This is a genomic window from Allohoeflea poritis (assembly GCF_027889715.1).
Classification (GTDB): domain Bacteria; phylum Pseudomonadota; class Alphaproteobacteria; order Rhizobiales; family Rhizobiaceae; genus Hoeflea_A; species Hoeflea_A poritis.
Window position 1 is genome coordinate 89135 of sequence record NZ_JAPJZH010000018.1, and the last position, 18603, is coordinate 107737.

At 62.3% G+C, this 18603-nt stretch carries 15 protein-coding genes; 4 read left to right on the forward strand and 11 right to left on the reverse strand.

The genetic code is table 11. The features are described 5' to 3' along the window. Nucleotides 1-11 precede the first annotated feature (11 nt). The 4 genes from ugpC to OOZ53_RS22220 are packed head-to-tail and all read right to left on the reverse strand — an operon-like array spanning nt 12 to nt 4269. Nucleotides 12-1073: a sn-glycerol-3-phosphate ABC transporter ATP-binding protein UgpC gene (ugpC, locus tag OOZ53_RS22205; RefSeq protein WP_271091934.1), complete on the reverse strand. Its 1062-nt coding sequence runs from the start codon at nt 1071-1073 to the stop codon at nt 12-14. Between the two features lie 9 nt (nt 1074-1082). After that, nucleotides 1083-2003, reverse strand: coding sequence for a sn-glycerol-3-phosphate ABC transporter permease UgpE (gene ugpE / locus OOZ53_RS22210; RefSeq protein ID WP_271091935.1), 921 nt, complete (start codon nt 2001-2003; stop codon nt 1083-1085). Nucleotides 2004-2013: 10 nt separating this feature from the next. After that, complete coding sequence (locus OOZ53_RS22215; protein WP_271091936.1) at nt 2014-2895, reverse strand: ABC transporter permease subunit; 882 nt, start codon at nt 2893-2895, stop codon at nt 2014-2016. Between the two features lie 60 nt (nt 2896-2955). Further along, complete coding sequence (locus tag OOZ53_RS22220; protein ID WP_271091937.1) at nt 2956-4269, reverse strand: extracellular solute-binding protein; 1314 nt, start codon at nt 4267-4269, stop codon at nt 2956-2958. A 301-nt stretch (nt 4270-4570) separates the two neighbouring features. On the opposite strand from OOZ53_RS22220, the gene OOZ53_RS22225 reads away from it, so the two are divergent. Next, complete coding sequence (locus OOZ53_RS22225) at nt 4571-5338, forward strand: ABC transporter permease subunit (protein WP_271091954.1); 768 nt, start codon at nt 4571-4573, stop codon at nt 5336-5338. A 13-nt stretch (nt 5339-5351) separates the two neighbouring features. Here the strand turns inward: OOZ53_RS22225 and OOZ53_RS22230 are convergent, their stop codons facing one another. The 5 genes from OOZ53_RS22230 to OOZ53_RS22250 are packed head-to-tail and all read right to left on the reverse strand — an operon-like array spanning nt 5352 to nt 12368. Further along, complete coding sequence (locus tag OOZ53_RS22230; RefSeq protein WP_271091938.1) at nt 5352-6146, reverse strand: TIGR03084 family metal-binding protein; 795 nt, start codon at nt 6144-6146, stop codon at nt 5352-5354. Nucleotides 6147-6163: 17 nt separating this feature from the next. After that, entirely contained in the window at nt 6164-8164 is a 2001-nt protein-coding gene (locus OOZ53_RS22235; protein WP_271091939.1) for an acetyl/propionyl/methylcrotonyl-CoA carboxylase subunit alpha, read from the reverse strand. Further along, nucleotides 8149-8955, reverse strand: coding sequence for an enoyl-CoA hydratase-related protein (locus tag OOZ53_RS22240; RefSeq protein ID WP_271091940.1), 807 nt, complete (start codon nt 8953-8955; stop codon nt 8149-8151). The genes OOZ53_RS22235 and OOZ53_RS22240 overlap by 16 nt, the downstream gene beginning before the upstream one ends. Nucleotides 8956-8964: 9 nt before the next feature. Then, nucleotides 8965-10584, reverse strand: a complete 1620-nt coding sequence (locus tag OOZ53_RS22245; protein WP_271091941.1) for an acyl-CoA carboxylase subunit beta — start codon at nt 10582-10584, stop codon at nt 8965-8967. Further along, on the reverse strand, nt 10584-12368 hold the full coding sequence (locus OOZ53_RS22250; protein ID WP_271091942.1) for an acyclic terpene utilization AtuA family protein: 1785 nt from the start codon (nt 12366-12368) through the stop codon (nt 10584-10586). Before OOZ53_RS22250 ends, OOZ53_RS22245 begins: the two co-directional genes overlap by 1 nt. A gap of 119 nt (nt 12369-12487) precedes the next feature. Here OOZ53_RS22250 and OOZ53_RS22255 point away from each other — a divergent pair, with 119 nt between their 5' ends. Further along, entirely contained in the window at nt 12488-13120 is a 633-nt protein-coding gene (locus OOZ53_RS22255; RefSeq protein WP_271091943.1) for a TetR/AcrR family transcriptional regulator, read from the forward strand. 325 nt (nt 13121-13445) lie between these two features. On the opposite strand, the gene OOZ53_RS22260 is transcribed toward OOZ53_RS22255, so the two are convergent. Beyond that, nucleotides 13446-15845 carry a hypothetical protein gene (locus tag OOZ53_RS22260; protein ID WP_271091944.1) on the reverse strand — a complete coding sequence of 800 codons (2400 nt, stop codon included), beginning with the start codon at nt 15843-15845 and terminating at the stop codon, nt 13446-13448. Nucleotides 15846-15971: 126 nt separating this feature from the next. Further along, entirely contained in the window at nt 15972-16409 is a 438-nt protein-coding gene (locus OOZ53_RS22265) for a hypothetical protein (protein WP_271091946.1), read from the reverse strand. A gap of 206 nt (nt 16410-16615) precedes the next feature. On the opposite strand from OOZ53_RS22265, the gene mgtE reads away from it, so the two are divergent. Further along, complete coding sequence (gene mgtE / locus OOZ53_RS22270) at nt 16616-17803, forward strand: magnesium transporter (RefSeq protein WP_271091947.1); 1188 nt, start codon at nt 16616-16618, stop codon at nt 17801-17803. 26 nt (nt 17804-17829) lie between these two features. Further along, entirely contained in the window at nt 17830-18531 is a 702-nt protein-coding gene (locus OOZ53_RS22275) for a FecR family protein (protein WP_271091948.1), read from the forward strand. Nucleotides 18532-18603 lie beyond the last annotated feature (72 nt).

The window sequence follows — 18603 nt, forward strand, 5'->3', positions numbered from 1 at the left end:
AAACAAGTGAATTAGACCCGCCGCCCGGTCGACGCGTCGAACAGGTGCAGCGCCTTGGCGGGCAGATGCGCGAACACCGTTTCGCCGTCGATCTGATGCTCATTGTCGAGATGGGCGATGAAGGGCGTGCTGCCGATGGTGGTGTGCAGCAGCCTGCCGGCGCCCAGTTCCTCCAGGAAATCCACCTTGATCGGGATCGTGTGCGGCTCCTCTTTCCGGTGGATCTCGACATTCTCCGGCCGGATGCCGACCTGGATGTCGCCGGTCACCTCAAGCTTGTGGTCGACCGCCACATGGCCGAGATCCTTGATCTCCAGGCCGCCATTGCCGTTGTAATGGCCGTTGAGAATGTTCATCGGCGGCGCGCCCATGAAGCTGGCGACGAAGATGCTGGCGGGCGTGTGATAGATCTGCGCCGGCGTGCCGATCTGCTCGATCTTGCCAGTGTTGAGAACCGCGATGCGGTCGGCCATCGTCATCGCCTCGATCTGGTCGTGCGTGACATAGATCGACGTGACGCCCAGTTCCCGTTGCAGCTTGCGGATTTCGATGCGCATCTGGTTGCGCAGCTTGGCGTCCAGGTTGGATAGCGGCTCGTCGAACAGGAACAGCGCCGGATCGCGCACGATCGCCCGTCCCATGGCGACACGCTGGCGCTGGCCGCCCGAAAGCTGGCTGGGCTTGCGGTTGAGGAATTCCTCGATATGCAGCAGCTTGGCGGCCTTCTGCACGGCCGTATCGATATCTGCCTTCGGCATGCCGCGGTTCTTCAGCCCGTAGGCCATGTTCTTGTAGACCGACATATGCGGATAGAGCGCATAGTTCTGGAACACCATGGCGATATCCCGCTCGGCCGGATCGAGCGTGTTGACGACCCGTTCGCCGATCGAGATCGATCCTTCGGTGATGTCTTCAAGCCCCGCGATCATGCGCAGCAGCGTCGACTTTCCGCAGCCGGACGGGCCGACAAGGACGATGAACTCGCCGTCCTCGATATTGAGGCTCGAAGGCGACAGCGCCTCCGTTCCGTTGGGATAGACCTTGCGGACATTGTCGATGACAACCTTGGCCATTCAATTCACCTACTTGTCGGATTCAACCAGGCCCTTGACGAACCATGATTGGAAAATCACCACCACCAGCACCGGCGGCACCATTGCAACGATCGCCAGCGCCATCGCCTGGCCGTATTCGGGGATCTGCGATCCGATAAAGACGTTCAGGATCTGCTTGATGCCGCGCACCAGCGTGAAGAAACTCTCATCCGTCGTCATGATTGTCGGCCACAGATACTGGTTCCAGCCGAAGACGAACATGATGATGAAGATGGCCGCGATCATCGTTTTCGACAGCGGCACCAGGATATCGATGAAGAACTTGACCGGGCCGGCACCGTCGATGCGCGCCGCCTCGATCAGCTCGTTCGGCACCGATTTGAAGAACTGCCGGAAGAAGAATGTCCCGGTCGCCGAGGCAATCAGCGGAACGATCAGGCCGGTATAGGTGTTGACCAGCCCCATGCCCTGGACGATTTCATAGGATGGCAGGATGCGCACCTCCAGCGGCAGCAGCAGCGTGGTGAAGATAGCCCAGAAGGCAAGCGTCGCGAAACGGAACTGGAAATAGACGATGGCATAGGCGGCCAGCATCGAAATGATGATCTTGCCGACGGAAAAGCCGATACCGAGGATGAACGAGTTCATCAGCATGCGCATGCCGTCCACCGTCTTGGTGAAGCCGCCGGGAACCAGCATCGCCTCGTGGTAATTTTCCGCCAGATGGCCGCCAAACGTCATCTGCAGCCCGTTCGTGTGCACGGTGATGTCGGAATGGCTCGATGTCATGAACGCCATCAGCACCGGAATGAGCATGAACAGCGAACCGGCAATCAGAACGACGTGATCGACGATCTGCCGCCATGCGAACGGTTTCTTGCTAACGGCCGCCGCGCCTGCTGCGGTGATGGTGGTGCCGGTCGGGGCCTGTAGATCGGACGAGCTCATGATCAGGTCCTCAATTGTAGTGAACGCGTCGTTCGATCAGGCGGAACTGGAACACCGTCAGGATCAGCACAAGGATCATCAATATCACCGACTGGGCCGATGAGCCGCCGAGGTCGTTGCCCCGGAAACCGTCCAGGAACACCTTGTAGACAAGCGTGACCGGGTTGTTGCCGGGTTCGCCTTTCAGCACGACGTCGATAATGCCGAACGTGTCGAACAGCGAATAGGTGATGTTGATGATGAGGAGAAAAAATCCTGTCGGCGCGAGCAACGGAAACGTGATGGTCCAGAAGCGCCGTGTCGACGAGGCGCAGTCGATGGCGGCGGCCTCCTGGACCGATTTCGGTATGCCCTGCAGGCCGGACAGGAAAAAGATGAAGTTGACCGGCACCTGTTTCCAGATCGAGATGACGATCATGGCGAAGGCCGTGTCGAAGCGGTTTGTGCCGAGCTGGTAGTTCCAGCCGAGCGCCTGGAAGAAACGGGCGATGGGTCCGACAAGCGTGTCGAACATCATGATGCCGATCAGCGCCGCGACGGGCGGTGCGATCGCATAGACCCACATCAGCAGCGTCTTGTATGTCGAGGCCCCGCGCAGCACGCGGTCGGCTGTGACGGCAAGAAGCAAGGCAATCGCAAGCGAGAATAATGTGACGATCACCGAAAATATAATGGTGAATTCGGCTGTCGCGACGTAGTCGGACCGTGAGACCATGTCGCGGAAATTGTCGAGGCCGACAAATGTCGAGGAAAATCCGAACGGATCCTCGAGATAAAAGGAGGACCGGATCGCCTCGGCGGCCGGCCAGTAGAAGAAGATGACGACAATGGAAAGCTGTGGAAGCAGGAGCAGATAGGGAAATAGCGGCGATTTGAACTGCGATTTGATCATGCGAAGGCCCGCCCCCTTAAAAATCCGGGGCGCGCAATGCGCGCGCCCCGAACCACCTTATCAGTTACCCATCGATTTTGAGAAGCGCTCGAGGAGCTTGTTCGACTCAACTTCGATTGTCGTGAACGCTTCGTCGACACCTTTCTCTCCGGAAAGGATCTTGCCGTATTCGCGGTTCATCACGTCGCGGATCTGGACGTAGAAGCCGAGGCGGTAGCCTCTGGTCCAGTCACCGGCGCGTTCGGTCAGCTGCCTGATGCCGACTTCAGCCTGCGGCGTTTCCTTGTAGTAGCCTTCCTTCTTGGCGAGCTCATAGGCCGCCGTGGTGATCGGCACGTAACCGGTTTCCTTGTGCCAGAAATACTGGATTTCCGGGGATGTCAGGAAGCGGAAGAACTCTGCGACGGCCTTGTTCTCGTCAGCAGGTTTGCCGGACATCGCGAACAGCGCCGCGCCGCCGATAAACGTCTGGTAGGGCTCCTTGGTCAGCGACTCCCAGTAGGGAAGGTAGGTCGCGTTGAAGGAGAAATTGGCGGCTGCCTTGACACCGCCGAACGAGCCGGAGGAACCGAGCCACATGGCGGCCTGGCCTTCGTTGAACGGCTTCTGGTTGTCGGCCCATCCGGTGCCGTACCAGGCGAACATGCCGTTATCGAGCCATTCCTTGACGGCTGCGAAGTGACCCTTGATGGGGTCTTCGTTCATCATCATGACCGGCGTGCCGGAATCGTAGCCATTGTCCAGCGAGGCGAATTCGAGATTGTGCCGGGAATAGAAATTCTCGGTGAAGATCCAGGGAAGGTGCGACTGCGTAAGCGGCACATAGCCTGCTTCCTTCAGCTTCGGAGCCGTGACCGACTGGAATTCTTCCCAGGTCTTCGGCGGCGTCACGCCGGCCTTTTTCAGAGCGTCTTCATTGTAGTACATGATCGGCGTCGAGGAGTTGAACGGCATGCCGATCATCTCGCCCTCTTTGTCCGCGTAGAAATAGCGCACGCCCGAGATGTAGTCGTTGATGTCGAACGGAACGCCGTTTTCGCTCATCAGCTGCTGGGCCGGAACGACAGCGCCCTTCGCGCCGATGATCGTGGCGGCGCCGGCGTCGAAGATCTGGATGACGTTGGGCTGTTCGCCGGCGCGGAAGGCAGCGATGCCGGCCGTCATTGTTTCTTCGTAGCTGCCCTTGTAGATGGGTGTGATCTTGTAATCGGACTGCGACGCATTGAACTTTTCAGCGAGCTGGTTGACCGTTTCGCCGAGCTGGCCGCCCATTGCGTGCCACCATGTGATTTCCGTTTGCGCCATGGCCGGTACGGCCATCGCGACCGACATGGCGCTTGCCATTGCGCCGATTACGATATTGCGAATTGACATTATTCGCCCCTTCATATGTTGAATTGAATGGCCCCTAACGACTACGCGCAGAGCAGGCCGCAGACGTCGGAAACTAGGCTACGGCGAGTAACACCCACATGTCAAAAAAATGAAGAATTTGTGACAGGATTTTTTGTAAAAACGAAAATGGTTTTCTGACCATCATGGCGTTAAACAGGTCCATGGGCGAGAACAAATCCATTAGTTTCAAGGCAATAGATTGAGCAGCCGGGTAACAGTGAAAAAACGGACGGTTCGCCAGGTGCTCGATCATCTGGTGCTGATCACAGGTTGCGTGTTCATGCTGCTGCCCGTTATTGCTGTCTTCCTGACCTCAACGCACCAGAATTCAGTTGTTTCCGCCGATGGGCTCCAGCTCACCTGGGGTTCTGAATTCGTCCCTGTCTATGGCCGGGTTCTGACTGAAAAAGCCGGCTTCAGCCAGACGATCACCGCGGGCACGATGGCGCTGAATTCGACGGTCATGGCGCTCGGCTTTTCACTCGGCAAATGCCTGTTGTCGCTGCTGTCGGCCTATGCGCTGGTTTATTTTCGTTTGCGTTTCGCTTCCTTTCTGTTCTGGCTCATTTTCGCCAGCCTGCTCCTGCCCATCGAGACCCGTATATTGCCCAGTTTTCAGGTCGTCCACACGCTCGGCCTGCTCAACACCTATACCGGTCTCGTGCTGCCGCTCCTGGCGGCGGCCATGGGCACGTTCTTCTTCCGGCAGTTCTTCAAATCGGTTCCGGACGAACTGATCGAAGCGGCGCGCATCGACGGCGCCGGCCCGTTGCGGTTTCTTGTCGATATATTGGTGCCCGTCTCGCTACCGATGATCCTGGCGCTGTTTGCCGTCACCTTCGTGCTTGGCTGGAACCAGTATTTGTGGCCGCTGATGGTATCGACCACCGGTGAGGGCTATTTCACGCTGGTGCGCGGCATCGAGCGCTTCGGCACGGCAACGAATTACGGCATGGCCCTGGCGGTGCTTGCCATGCTGCCGCCGGCGATCGTCGTCTTCCTGTTGCAGAAATGGCTGGTCAAGGGGCTGGTGGGCGAGCAGAAATAGCAACCACTCGCGCTCAGGACGTGCTGCGAAACCGGCTTCCCGGCGCCGGCGGAGGCTCCGGCGGGCCGGCAAAACACTGGGCGTTTTCCATCCATCTGGTCGCCACCGGTCCGGTCACGGCAAGCCCGGTGTCGGCGATGTTGCGGGTCTGGGTCACGACCTGCGCGAATTCGACCGCCGATCCGGTGATGCTGCCGGCATCGCCCGGCTCGCCATATTCGCAGGTCGCGCCGGACGGCAGCGTCAGTGACAGATGCGGCATTTGTTCAGGAATATCCCAGCCGCGCACCTTGAAGGTCCAGCCGAAAGTGTTGACGCCGAGCACGACGATGTTGCGGATGCGGTCGGCTTCCTTGCGCTGGGCGCCAAGGACGTCGAATACCTCCTGGCCGTGCGCCCAGGTTTCCATCTGCCGCGCTGTCATCGAAGAGCGAACCGACATTTCCGGCCCCGCCCATTTGACGCGCAGCTTCGGATCGAGTTTCGACCAGCGTGCGGCCATGTCGCGAAACAGCACCTGCCAGGCGGAAAGCAGTTCCTGTCCGCGCGCGGTGATCTTGGCGTTCTCGTAGTCGCGCAGGCCTCCGCCGCCAAAGGCTTTCATCAGCTCGCCAAGCTCGGCGCTGAACACGTCGGGATCTGTGACCGAAAGGTCCGCCGCGCGGTTCCAGTAGTGCAGGTGCGCCAGCACGTCATTGATGGTCCAGCCCTTGAACTGGGTCGCCCGTTCGAAATCGCTGTCGGCGAGGCCGGTCAACACCGCTGCCAGCGCCTCGCATTCTTCAAGAAAATCCTGCGCCTGTTCCATTGCGCCCTCCCTGGCGGTTATTCGGCCGCTTCGCCGATGTCGATCATCAGGTCGCCCGAAGCGAGCTGATCGCCCTTCGCCGCGGCAACGCTGTTGACCACGCCGTCCATCGGTGCGGCGATCTGGTGTTGCATCTTCATGGCTTCGAGAACCGCCAGGGCCTCGCCTTTGGCGACGGTCTGGCCTTGTTCGACCAGGATATCGATAACGAGCCCGGGCATCGGCGCGACCACGCGCCCGCTGGAACCGGCCGCCTCGCCCTGCATGCCCGAACGGCCGCGCCGGAAACCGAAACGCCGCCCGGAGACCGCCAGTCCGATGCCATCGCCGGTAATGACCGCCACCGCGTCCACCGTTCGTCCATTGACCCTTGCGCGGACAGCATGGTCCGCCCGTTTGCCGAGCGCGACCGCGTAGAGATCGTCACCCACGGTGATCGACCACACGGCGCCGAGGCATTCGGCTCCGACGTCGAAATCGCCATGGTCGGTCATCAGGTGCAGCGGGATCGGCGCCAGAGGCGCGCTCGACCAGCCGAGCTGCGATCGCGACACATAGCCGGCGGCCGCAAAAGCGGCACCGCGCTCGCTGTCGAGCAGCAGCGCCGCGGCAAGGGCGACTTCCGCTCCGTCCGGTTCGTCCGCATCGAAGCCGCCGCCATAGAACTCATCGAGAAACGCCGTGGTCGCCTCGCCCCTGGCGAATGCGTCCTGTTCGAGCACGTCGACAAGAAAGGCGCTGTTTGTCTTCGGCCCCAGAAGCACGGACTCTTTCAAGGCCTGCACCAGCCGTCTGCGTGCCACGTCCCGGGTCTCGCCCCAGGCAACGATCTTCGCCAGCATCGGATCGTAGTAGGGCGACACCTCCATGCCGGATGCGATGCCCGCATCGACCCGGATGCCGTCCCCCGTGGCCGGACGCCACAGATCGATGTGGCCGGTCGCGGGCAGATAGTCGCGCGATGGATCCTCGGCGTAAAGACGGGCCTCCATGGCATGGCCGTCCAGCCTGACATCCTCTTGCTTCAGGGGCAGTTCTTCGCCCTGTGCGACCGCGATCTGCATGGCGACCAGATCGAGACCCGTCACCATTTCCGTAACCGGATGTTCGACCTGAAGGCGTGTGTTCATCTCCAGGAAATAGAATTCCCCCGCCGCATCGAGCAGGAATTCGACAGTGCCGGCGCCGCGATAATCGACCGCCTTTGCCGCCTCCACCGCCGCGGCGCCCATCGCGCCGCGCAGATCCGGCGTCATGACGGGGCAGGGGGCTTCCTCGATAACCTTCTGGTGCCGCCGCTGCACGGAACAGTCCCGCTCGCCGAGGTGAATGAAATTGCCGTGCTTGTCGGCAAACACCTGAATTTCGACATGGCGCGGCCGCAGGATGGCCTTTTCCAGGATCAGCTCATCGGATCCGAACGCGTTGGCCGCCTCCGAGCGCGCCAGCGAGAGCGCTTCGGCAAGGTCGCCTGCTTCCTGAACCAGCCGCATGCCGCGCCCGCCGCCGCCGGCGGCAGCCTTGACCATCACCGGATAACCGATCTCCTGTGCGGCTTCGGCAAAGGCGAGGTCATCCTGGTTTTCGCCCTCATAACCCGGCACGCAGGGAACGCCTGCCGCCAGCATGCGCCGCTTGGCCTCGGCCTTGTTGCCCATCAGGTAGATGGCCTTGGCGGGTGGGCCGATGAAGACCAGCCCGGCATTGTCGACCGCCTCGGCGAAAGCCTCGTTTTCCGACAGGAACCCGTATCCGGGATGGATCGCATCGGCATGTGTCGCCTGGGCCGCCTCGATGATGCGGTCCGGGCGCAGATAGCTTTCGCCGACCGGTGCCGGTCCGATCATCACGGCCTCGTCGGCCATGATTGCATGCGGTGCGCCGCGATCGGCCTCTGAATAGACGGCGATTGTCCGCAGCCCGAGCCCGCGCGCGGTGCGGATGATGCGGCAGGCGATTTCGCCGCGATTGGCGATCAGTATCGAGGATATGGCCACGCCGCTTACCTTTCCGCCCATTCGGGTTTGCGTTTTTCGAGGAAACTGGCAACGCCTTCGCGGGCTTCCCCGGACACCATGGTATCGGCAAAGCTGTCCGCTGCCGCCTTTGCCTGCGCTTCGCGCTGCATCGCCGGCAGCGTCCGGATCAGCCGCTTGGTTTCGGCGACGGCGCCCGGCGCGCAGCGCCTTACTTGCGTGCGAACGGCCTCGATTTCGGCATCCATTGTTTCTGAACCGGATACGACCGTGTCGACGAGGCCAACGGACTTCGCTTCCGCGGCGCCGAGCGTCGAAGCAAGCAGCATAAGTCGCCGGCCCTCGCGTGCGCCCAGCCGTTGCAAGACAAAGGGAGATATCTGCGCCGGCGTCAGCCCGATCGTGGTTTCGGTGAGCGCAAAACGCGCGCCCTCTTCGGCAATAACCACGTCGCCGACGCAGGCCAGACCGAACCCGCCGGCCATGGCCGCGCCCTCGACCGCCATCACCGTCACCTGCGGCAAGGTGTTGACGGCATCGAACAGAGCCGCGGCCTCAAGGCTCATGGCGACGATGTCATCGCGGCTTGCATCGCCCTGGAAGGCGCTCTTGAACGCTTTGAGATCGCCGCCGGCGCAGAAAATACCGCCGCGCCCGCGAATGGTGACGCCCCTGATATCGCGATTGCCGGCAATGGCGTCACAGACGGCTTTCAATTCGCCAATCCGCTGACCGGTCAGTGGATTGCGTATCTCCGGCTGGTTGAACCAGACGGTCAGCCATCCGGCTTCGTATTCGAGATCCATCGCTTCGGTTTGCGGCAGGTCTGTCATGGTCGCCTCCTACATCCGCGCAACGCCGAAGGCGTTCGGCCGCAAGGTGCGGTTTCTAGATTCCAGGCACGTCTCCAGGCAGAAGCCCAGGACCTTGCGCGTATCGCGCGGATCGATGATGCCGTGATCGAGGCAACGGCCGGACGTGAAGAATGCGTCGGACTGCCGGTCGAAATGCGCGGCAATCATCTTGTGCTGTCCGGCAAGGGCTTCCTCGTCGACTTCTTCGCCTTTTCGCTGCGCCGCGACACGCGCCACCATGGTCATCGTGCCGGCGGCCTGCTCCCCGCCCATCACGCCTGTCGTCGCATTGGGCCACGCGAACAGGAAGTCCGGCTCGAAGGCGACGCCGCTCATGCCGTAATTGCCCGCGCCGAAGCTCGCGCCGATATAGAGCGTGATCTTCGGCACCCGCGCATTGGAGACCGCCTGGATCATCTTGGCGCCGTGCTTGATCATGCCCGCCTGTTCGTATTCCGTGCCGACCATGTAGCCGGTGGTGTTGTTGAGGAAGACGATGGGCATGTCCGCCTGGTCGCACAGTTGAATGAACTGGGCCGCCTTTGTCGCACCGGCCGGATCGATCGGACCGTTATTGCCGATAATGCCGCAGGCGATCCCGTTGATGGCACCCTGCAGGCAGACGGTCGACAGGCCGTAGCGCGGCTTGAAATCCTCGAAATCGGAACCGTCGGCAAAGCGCGCAACAACCTCGCGGACGTCGTAGGGGGTCCTGTAATCCGCCGGAACCACGCCTGCGAGTTCGTCCGGATCGTATTTCGGTTCCTCGAATGCGCGTTCGCCTTGCGGGGCCAGCCGCTTGTTCCAGTCGAGCCGGCGCACAACGTCGCGCGCAATGGCGATGCCGTGCGCGTCGTCCTCAGCCAGATACTCGACGAGACCCGATGTGCTGGCGTGCATTTCCGAGCCGCCGAGTTCGCGCTCGTCGGCCTTCTCGCCCGTGGCCGCGTGGACCAGCGCCGCGCCGGCAAGCGCCGCCATGCCGTTTTTCTTTACGCCGATCACGTAATCCGACAGGCCCGGCATATAGGCGCCGCCCGCCGTCGAAGGGCCGTGCAGCACCGTTATGGTCGGTATACCCTCGGCGCTCAACAGGGCAAGGTTGCGGAACAGCGCGCCGGCATGCGCCCAGCCTTCGACCTTGTATTCCATCAGATTTGCGCCGGCGCTTTCTACCAGATGGACGAGCGGCAGCTTGTGCCGCCGCGCCAGGGCCTGGATCGACAGCACCGCGGGCAGGCTCATCTTGCCCATGGCGCCTGCCTTGATGCCGCTGTCGTCGACCCAGACCATGCAGCGCACGCCCGAGACGAAGCCGATGCCGACGATCAATGACGAGCCCGGAACGCTTTTTTCCGGATCGGAACTGTCGACGAGATAGCCGGCCAGCGCATGCAGCTGCACGAAGGGCATGCCCGGATCGAGCAGCCGCGCCAGCCGCTCGCGCGGCGTGATCTGGCCGCGTTCCTCGAAGCGTGGACGCCGGCGCTCGGACAGCGCAACGGCCTTGGCCTCCAGCTCGCGCAATTGCTCGACAAGGGCGATCATGTCGTCCCGGTTTTTGGCGAAACGGTCCGAGCCGGTGTCGATCTGGCTGACAAAACCCATCAGCGTTCCCCCGTTGCGGCATTGCCGGCAAGCGCTGCCGGAATCTCGATCGGCAGCGCCAGCAGCGTCTGCGCGAAAGCCTTGCCCTGCGCATCGTTGCGCAGGCTGGCGACGCCGCCGCCGCCAAGCGCATTATGCATGACGATGTTCATGCCGTGAATTCCGGGCATGAAGAACCTTTCGACTTCGCCCTCCAGATAGGGCGCGAAGGCGGACGCGATCGTACCATCCGTGAGGCTGCGCCAGATCCAGGGGATAAACTCCGGCCGGCGTGCAATGACACCGATATTGGCATCGTTGCCCTTGTCGCCGGAACGCGCCCACGCCAGCGCCTCGAGGCGGCTGGTGACGAGGTCGGTTTCGGCAGCCGGTGGCGGTGGGGCAGGCCGGTCGGGCACGACAGCGTCATGGAGGGCAGGGACGGCTGCCGCGTAACCGATATCGTTGCCGTCGATCGAGACGCGAACCGGCACGTCGCTGGCGGCAATCAGGAATGAGAACAGGCGCACGACCGGGGAGGGTTTCGGCCGGCCGGCACCGGTGAAGAAATGCAGTCCAGGCGGCGTTGCCAGCGCGCAGCCGGTGATTTCCTTTAAAAACAGTCCGACGGCGCGCGCATCCGCGTGGCGCACGGCCGCCTTGACGCAGATCTCCTCGTCGCCCTTGCCGCCGGGGCTGCCCCCGAAGAGCTCGACGGCTGTCTCGCTATAGTCCGGCGCACCAAGTTGCTTGAGCCGCGTTTGGGCGCGCTTCAGGCCGGCCTCGGCAAAGGCTTGCGCTTTCTCGCGCGCATTGCGGCCGTTGAACTGGAAGACGAAACCGGCCCTGTAGCCGTCCATGAAGGTCGCCGAGACCTTCAGCCGTCCGGTCGGGGCGCGGCCCTGCGCGCCGGTGATCCGCACGCGGTCTTTGCCGGCCTGTTCCAGCACGACATGCGAGAAATCGCAGATCACGTCCGGCAGCATATAGGCCTGCGGATCGCCGATCTCGTAGAGCATTTGCTCGCCCACCGAAGCCCGCGATACGATGCCGGATGTACCGTCCGGCTTGGTGATGTCGAAACGGCCGTCTTCCTCGACGACCGCCACCGGGTAGCCGATTTCGGCGATATCGCCGGACAGCTCCCAGTCGGTGAAATTGCCGCCGGTCGATTGCGGTCCGCATTCCAGCAGGTGACCGGCGAGCGAGCCGGCGGCCAGCCGGTCATGGTCGCCCTGTGTCCATCCGAACCGGTGAGTGCAGGCGGCCAGCACCAGGGCGCTATCCGCGCAGCGCCCGGTGATAACGATATCGGCGCCCGCATCGAGCGCCGCCGCGACCGGAAAGGCGCCCAGATAGGCATTGACCGAAGCGACCCTGGACGCATCGGGAAAGGCGGTCCCGGCAAACATCTCGCGGCGATCGGAAAATTCCGGTGCGCGGGCTGCCAGATCGTCGCCTTCGACAACCGCGACTTTCAGCGTGAGCCCGGCCGCCTCGATTGCCTTGCGCAGCGCTTCTGCGCAGGCCGCCGGATTGACGCCGCCCGCATTGGACAGGACCTTGACGCCTTGCTTCGCGATTTCCTCAAGGTTTCCGGCCATGGCGTCCGTAACGAAATCGGTTGCATAGCCGAGGGCAGGGTCCTTCATGCGCGCCCGCGCCATGATCGACATGGTGATCTCGGCAAGGTAGTCGTAGACCAGAAATTCGAGGCCGGGATAGCGCAGCAGCTGAGCGGTCGCATGCGGCGCCTCGCCCCAGAAGCCGCTGGCACCTGCGATGATCAACTGGTCCTTGGGCATGCGTCCTCCCAATAGATGGATCTCTATTACAGACCGAACATTCTGTTTTTAAATTCTTGCCACGCGACCTGTCAAGGCGATATAAACACACGTCTCGCTCCAAGGGGGAAGCGGCAATTATGTCGGATACGGTGACACGGGAAGGGCCGGCGAAGATATCCAAGAAGGATATCAAGGCCGAGGCCATGAAGCGGCGCATCTGTGCCGCCGTTGTCGCCTGTCTCGATGAACTCGGCTATGCGGAAACCTCGATCAACAGGATCCAGGAGCGTGCCGGCGTGTCGCGCGGTGCGCTGACCCACCATTTCCCCACCAAACAGGCGCTTGTGGCCGAAACATGCATGCGCATGCTGCACGCGGCGATGCGTCCGATGCATGCGGCCGGGGATGCGGGCGAGCGCCCCGTGCCGGCTGAAAAGCTGTTGATCGATTCCTGGAACCATATCGTCAATACCGCCGAAGGGCGGGCTTTCGTGGAAATCATCGTTGCCTGCCGAACGGATCGCGAACTCCACAGGGTGCTGGCCGATGACCTGCATGCGTGGGAGGCGGAGAGCGCGGCGGCAATCAGCGCACGCTATCGCGGCTCGGATCCCGCGGATGACGACGCAGCGCTGCTGTGGAGCATCAGCCGGACTTTCTTCCGGGGTTTGCTGACGCATGAACGCTTCGTTTCGGACCCGGCCTATCTCGCCCGCATGATGGATCGCTTCGCCGGCATGATGAATGCGCATCTTCTGGTGCGGGATTAGAGCAAGTTGCGATTAGATTGACGCATTTGACCGCGGCGATTTTGGTCGCTGGTTAGGCGGGTTGCGCGCCGTGGTGTCACCCCACCACAAGCGCGAGCCAACGACGCCAGGGGCCAAAATCGCCCGGCCCATTAACCGTTGTTATCCAATGGGTTCTTCCTTTCCAGGGTGGGGAAAATCGGCCCATCGGCGTCGTTGCGCCGCTTGCCCGATGCGCTGCATCGCGCTGCGCGACGCGCCTAACCGGCTGAACCGATTTTCCGCCATCAAATGCATCAATCTAATCGCAACTTGCTCTAGACAAAGGCCCGTCTGTTTTCGCTGCCTACTGCGAGAATTCGTAGCCCTCGGTCACCGGTTGCGGCGGCGAGCGGTGGGCGGTGAAATATTCCTGCTCGCAGAACCGGCTTGAGGGATCGCCGCCGAGGCATTTGCGCGCTCCCGGCAGCACCACCTCGATCTCCACTTCCTCGTCATGGACGATATCGTTCCACCAGCGGTCGATGTCTTCTTCCGCGCGCTTGCCGGGCGGCAGCAGCGGATGGCTGTAGGGGCCGTTCGGCAGGCGCGGCGCGGCGACGGCGACCAATGTGGTTTCCTCGCCCGCCTCAAGGTCGACCGTCCAGGTCCGCTCCAGATAGACTGGGGCCGCATTCGCCCGGATTTGAAGACCCGCATAATCCTTGTTACCGGTGTTTTTCACCGTCACCTTGTAGACGCCGTGGAAATAGGTGGGATCGCACAGCGCACCCTTGCCGCTCGATTTCAGTTGCTGCTCCAGTTCGTCGGCTGCCTGCAGCAATGCCTGGCGCGTGCGCTTCTCGACTTCCTCCTCAAGCCGTTCGCGCAGCTCTTCCTCGGCCATGCCGGCTGCGGTCTGGATGGTGATATCAACCGCCAGATTGCCGACATTGGTGGCGAGATCGGCCGTCGGTACCTGTGTGACCGCGGTTTTCGCCACTTCCTTTGCCAGCCCGTCGACCCCGTCGCGCATCATCTGATCGAGGTTCGGAATATCCGGCGGAATACCGGCCGAAACCAGGGCGGAATTGAGCGCGAATTCGAGCGTGCTGTCGGGAACGATGTTGAAGGTCAGGGTCGCGGCAATGTCGACAACGCGGTTTTTCATCCACTGGTAGGACTTGCCGGTCCAGTCCCACGCGCCGGTAAAGAATTTGCCGATTTTCTTGAGAGCATTCCTGTCCTTCTTGCCGTATTTCTCTTCCCACGTCTTGCAGCCGGGCGGCCAGCGCGCGACCTGGTGAAACGGCTTGAATTCCAGCGCCGTCATGCGGATCAGCGGCCGGCTGCCCTGAACCTCTTCCTTGGCATAGAATTCGAAAGGCTCCTGCGGCGGCGGCGCGGCGCCGTAATAGATCCGCATCATGTTCGAAGGCTGGCCGACGACCCGGCCCGAGCCGGCTGCGACCGGCAGCACCCGCACGTAGAAGATCGCCGGTCCGCCGCTGCCCGGAAGGTCCGTGGCAAGGTCCTTCGGGTCGAAAGCGAACCAGCCTTCCTTGATATCGGCGATATCGGACGCGATGAGGCCTTGCGGTTCGATGTCGCTTTCCGATCCGTTGCCGAAGGGCGGATAGGGCAGGTAGCTCACCTGCCACAGGGCGCCCGAAGCGTGCGGCACCTTGCCCACCCGGTAATTCAGGCGCACCGCCTGATACTGCGCGTCCGGGTCGATCTCGAAATCGGCGGCGGTCGCGATCGAACAGTCCCCGCTGGCGCATTTGTAGAGGCTGGCACCTTCCGGATAGCTGTCCAGGGTATCGATGATGCCGACCCAGTTTGCCGTCAGCTCTTGCCGCGGAAGGGGTTTGAAGCGCTCGTAATTCACCGGCGGGCCGACAACGATGACATCGTTCCTCGGCGGTCTCGTCTGCAAGGCAGGTTTGGGCTTCCCGGCCACCCGGGGCGGTCGGACCGGCTTCGGCGTCGGGATCGGAATCACCGCCACCCCGATCTGCGGCACGGTGATCGTCAGCTCGATTCCCGGTCTGGCGGGCGGCTTTCCCGGCTCCTTCGGCTTTTCAGCCGTTTCCGCTGCCTTGCGGCGGACGCAGGTGACCTGCTTGAAGCTGTTGCAATAGTCGGCATTGCAAATGCGCCCGTCTCCGAAAACCACCGACGGAATGCCATTCTTGCCGGTCGTTTCATCGCGGGTGAACTTGCCGGCCCGGGCAAAACCCTTTTCCCGGCAGAACAGGTCGGCGGCCGGTTCGCCGCAGTTCTTGCCCCAGTTGCGGCACCAGTCCAGGCGCACATTCCTGATTTTCGGAAACCGGTAACGCGTGCGGTTCGGGCCGAGCACGACCGTTTCCATGTCTGGGCCGGCCTTGGGCGGTTTCCCGACGATCTGCCCGCCGTCGGGCTTCTTTTCCTTGACGGGTGCCGGTCTGGTGCATGTGATTGCCCGGAAGCCCGAACAGATCGGCGCCCGGCACAGGCGCCCGTCGCCGGAGATGACCGTCGGGATGCCGAAGGCGCCGATGCCCGGATCGATGATAAAGCGCGTCGCGCGCTTGTAGCCGTTCTGCTGGCAGAACAGGTCGGCAGCCGGCGCGCCGCATTGACTGGCAAAATGCTTGCACCAATCGAGCCGCACGCCGTTGATGGTCGGCGTTTCGAAGGTCCGCGTGTTTTCCTGCGCGGCCACACCATTGGCGGACAACGCGGTCACGAGCACCAGGAACAAACCGAAGAAGCGTGACATCTCGTCCCTTCCTTGCAGGCAAGTCTACAATAGAAGGCTCGGAAACGGCAATTCACACTGCGGCGGCGCATCATAAAAAAACCCCGCCGGGGGCGGGGCTTTGATTGATCCGGAGACCGGCGGGGGTCAGTTCTGCAGGATGCCGCCGCCGCCCAGGCCGATCTTGCAGCTTGCCTTCAGCGGCACCCAGTTGCTCAGCTTCTTGTGCTGCGGAGCCGAGGCGCGGTATTGCGCGTCGATGGGCTGGTGGATCTGCAGCGTTCTGGAATAGACGCCCATGAAGGTGCCGTTGCCGGTTGCCTTGGTCTGCACCATGTAGGGACCGGAGACGGTGCCGCCATTGCGCGCGATGTAGATCGGCACCGAACCTGCCTTGTTGGTGAAGACCCAGGCTTTCAGTTGCGCATTGGCCGGGCAGGCGTTCGTGGCCGGCGATTTGATTCCCATCTGGAGCTTGGTGACTTTCAGCTTGGGCGATCCGCCCTCCTGCAGGTCCAGGGCCTGGGCGCTGCCGGCTGCGGCTACGGCTGCGAATGCGATGGCTGCGAAAAATGTGGCTTTCATGACGTGCCCCCGTCGGGTTCGGTGTTGATGATGCACACTATCATGACAAGGCGGCGCTGAACCAATATTGAACCCGCCATTAATCCGGCGTTCATGCGCGAAGACCCGGATCGATCATCCCAAGATTCCTCACTTCGTTGTCTTACGGCCATTGGCGGGAGTTGCTATGCAACGGTGGGGTCTCCAGCAAACGTTCGGGTATTTCCATGGACTTGAAGCAGAAACCGGAAAAGAAGGTTTTGGCCGCTATGGCCGATGAAGACATCGTGCGGCTGATCGATCCGTTGCAGCCCGACGATGCCGCGCGGCTGTTGCGAAAGCTGCCGGCCCGACGCCGCGGCGCCATCAGCGCGAGAATAGCCGGAGGACGTCGCGCCGAAATCGCCCGGCTGGCGGACTATTCGGAAGAAGTCGCCGGCGGTCTGATGAATTCGCGCTACGCGGATCTGCAGCCGCGGACCCGCTGCAGCGACGCCGTGCGCCAGCTTGTCGCCGAGGACGCGGCGGAGACGATCTACGTGGCCTTCGTTGTCGATGCCGATCACCGCCTGATCGGCCGGGTCGGCCTGCGTGAACTCCTGCGCGCGCCGAAGGACGCCCGCGTCGAGGACATCATGATCCGGGATGTCCACGCGATCGGCGTCGATCTTCCGGTCGAGGATGCCGCCCGGCAGGTGGCGCAAAGCGGCAGGACGGTTCTGCCGGTGGTCGATGCGCAAGAGCGTCTGATCGGCACCATTTCCTATGACGATGCATACAAGCAGCTCGAGGAAGAGGCCTCGGAGGATATGGAACGGTTCGCCGCCGTCACCGGCGAGACCCAGCCGGATTATCTCAATGTTCCGATCTGGCGCGACTTCGCGCGGCGCGCGCCGTGGATTTTCGGCCTTGCCGTCGCCGGGCTGCTCGCCGGTTATGTCGTCCACGTCTATGAGAACGCCCTCGACGCGCTCGTCATTCTGGCGCTCTACATGCCGATGGTCGCCGACACCGGCGGCAATGTCGGAACCCAGACATCCGGTCTTCTCATAAGGTCGATCGCCACGGGCCACGTCACCGTCGGCAGCGGGCTGCGCGTGCTGGGGCGCGAGGTCAGGATTGCCTTGATGCTTGCCGCGATGCTCTTTGCCTTCGCGCTGGTGAAGGTTCTTTTCATATCGAACAGCGCCGATGTGACGCAGGGACTGACGCTGCACATGATCGCGTTTGCCATCGGCGTGGCCATAGCCGTGCAGGTCGTTGTCTCGGCAATCATCGGTGCGATCCTGCCGCTCTTTGCCCTGACCATTCGCCAGGACCCGGCCATCATGGCCGGTCCCGCGCTGACGACCATCGTCGATACGACCGGATTGCTCATGTATTTCATGATCACGACAGCGATCCTGGGCATATGAATGTGGGCTAATTCACAGAAAACACAGTGAAATCACGTCACAAAGACCGCACAATTAACACCTACCGTCTCGGCGGAACCTGGACAGAAGAGATCATTCGCGCCATGCAAAAAAGACACTCGAATCGCCGGCAGTTCCTTGCCGCCGCAACCGGCCTTGCGGGAAGCCTGGCGCTGCCCGCGCGCTCCGTGGCAGCCGACCCCATCGGCGCGGTCACTGCTTTGTCCGGCGTCGCGACTGCCGATCGCTCCGGAAACAGCGTTGCGCTGAGCGTCGGCGCGGGCCTGATGGAACGCGACCTCGTCAAGACCGGCGGTCAGAGCTTCCTTGCCATGCTGCTCGGCGATGAGACGGCGTTGCGGCTTGGCGCCGACGCAGAACTGCTGATCGACGAATATCTGGCCGGGGTGAAGGGAACCTTCGACCTTTCGGGCGGCGCCATGGTGTTCGACCGGCCGGAAGACGCCCCGAAGACCGCCACCACCATTCGCTCCGTATTCGGTCAGCTCGGTGTCCGCGGCACGCGGTTTTTCGCCGGTCCCAACCGCGATGTGTTTGCCGTATTCGTCGAGCGCGGCGAATTGGCTGTTACGGCCGCCGGCGCGACACAGACCCTGCGGTCGGGCGACGGCGTCGATATCCGCGCGCCCGGCGCACCGGCGTCTTCCGTGACGCAATGGCCGCAGGACCGCATCAACGAGGCCTTTGCCAGCGTCGCCCCGTCCTAGGCTGAATCGACATTCATCGCATCCATAGGATTGCGGCGGCGATATGTATGAAGCTGAGGAAATGGCTTGCGC

Coding starts and splice junctions, on each gene's coding strand:
- OOZ53_RS22240 (WP_271091940.1), bottom strand. CDS start 8,955: ATGACAGACCTGCCGCAAACCGAAGCGATGGATCTCGAATACGAAGCC.
- OOZ53_RS22215 (WP_271091936.1), bottom strand. CDS start 2,895: ATGATCAAATCGCAGTTCAAATCGCCGCTATTTCCCTATCTGCTCCTG.
- ugpC (WP_271091934.1), bottom strand. CDS start 1,073: ATGGCCAAGGTTGTCATCGACAATGTCCGCAAGGTCTATCCCAACGGA.
- OOZ53_RS22225 (WP_271091954.1), top strand. CDS start 4,571: ATGCTGCTGCCCGTTATTGCTGTCTTCCTGACCTCAACGCACCAGAAT.
- ugpE (WP_271091935.1), bottom strand. CDS start 2,003: ATGAGCTCGTCCGATCTACAGGCCCCGACCGGCACCACCATCACCGCA.
- OOZ53_RS22255 (WP_271091943.1), top strand. CDS start 12,488: ATGTCGGATACGGTGACACGGGAAGGGCCGGCGAAGATATCCAAGAAG.
- mgtE (WP_271091947.1), top strand. CDS start 16,616: ATGGACTTGAAGCAGAAACCGGAAAAGAAGGTTTTGGCCGCTATGGCC.
- OOZ53_RS22230 (WP_271091938.1), bottom strand. CDS start 6,146: ATGGAACAGGCGCAGGATTTTCTTGAAGAATGCGAGGCGCTGGCAGCG.
- OOZ53_RS22260 (WP_271091944.1), bottom strand. CDS start 15,845: ATGTCACGCTTCTTCGGTTTGTTCCTGGTGCTCGTGACCGCGTTGTCC.
- OOZ53_RS22250 (WP_271091942.1), bottom strand. CDS start 12,368: ATGCCCAAGGACCAGTTGATCATCGCAGGTGCCAGCGGCTTCTGGGGC.
- OOZ53_RS22245 (WP_271091941.1), bottom strand. CDS start 10,584: ATGGGTTTTGTCAGCCAGATCGACACCGGCTCGGACCGTTTCGCCAAA.
- OOZ53_RS22220 (WP_271091937.1), bottom strand. CDS start 4,269: ATGTCAATTCGCAATATCGTAATCGGCGCAATGGCAAGCGCCATGTCG.
- OOZ53_RS22265 (WP_271091946.1), bottom strand. CDS start 16,409: ATGAAAGCCACATTTTTCGCAGCCATCGCATTCGCAGCCGTAGCCGCA.
- OOZ53_RS22235 (WP_271091939.1), bottom strand. CDS start 8,164: ATGGGCGGAAAGGTAAGCGGCGTGGCCATATCCTCGATACTGATCGCC.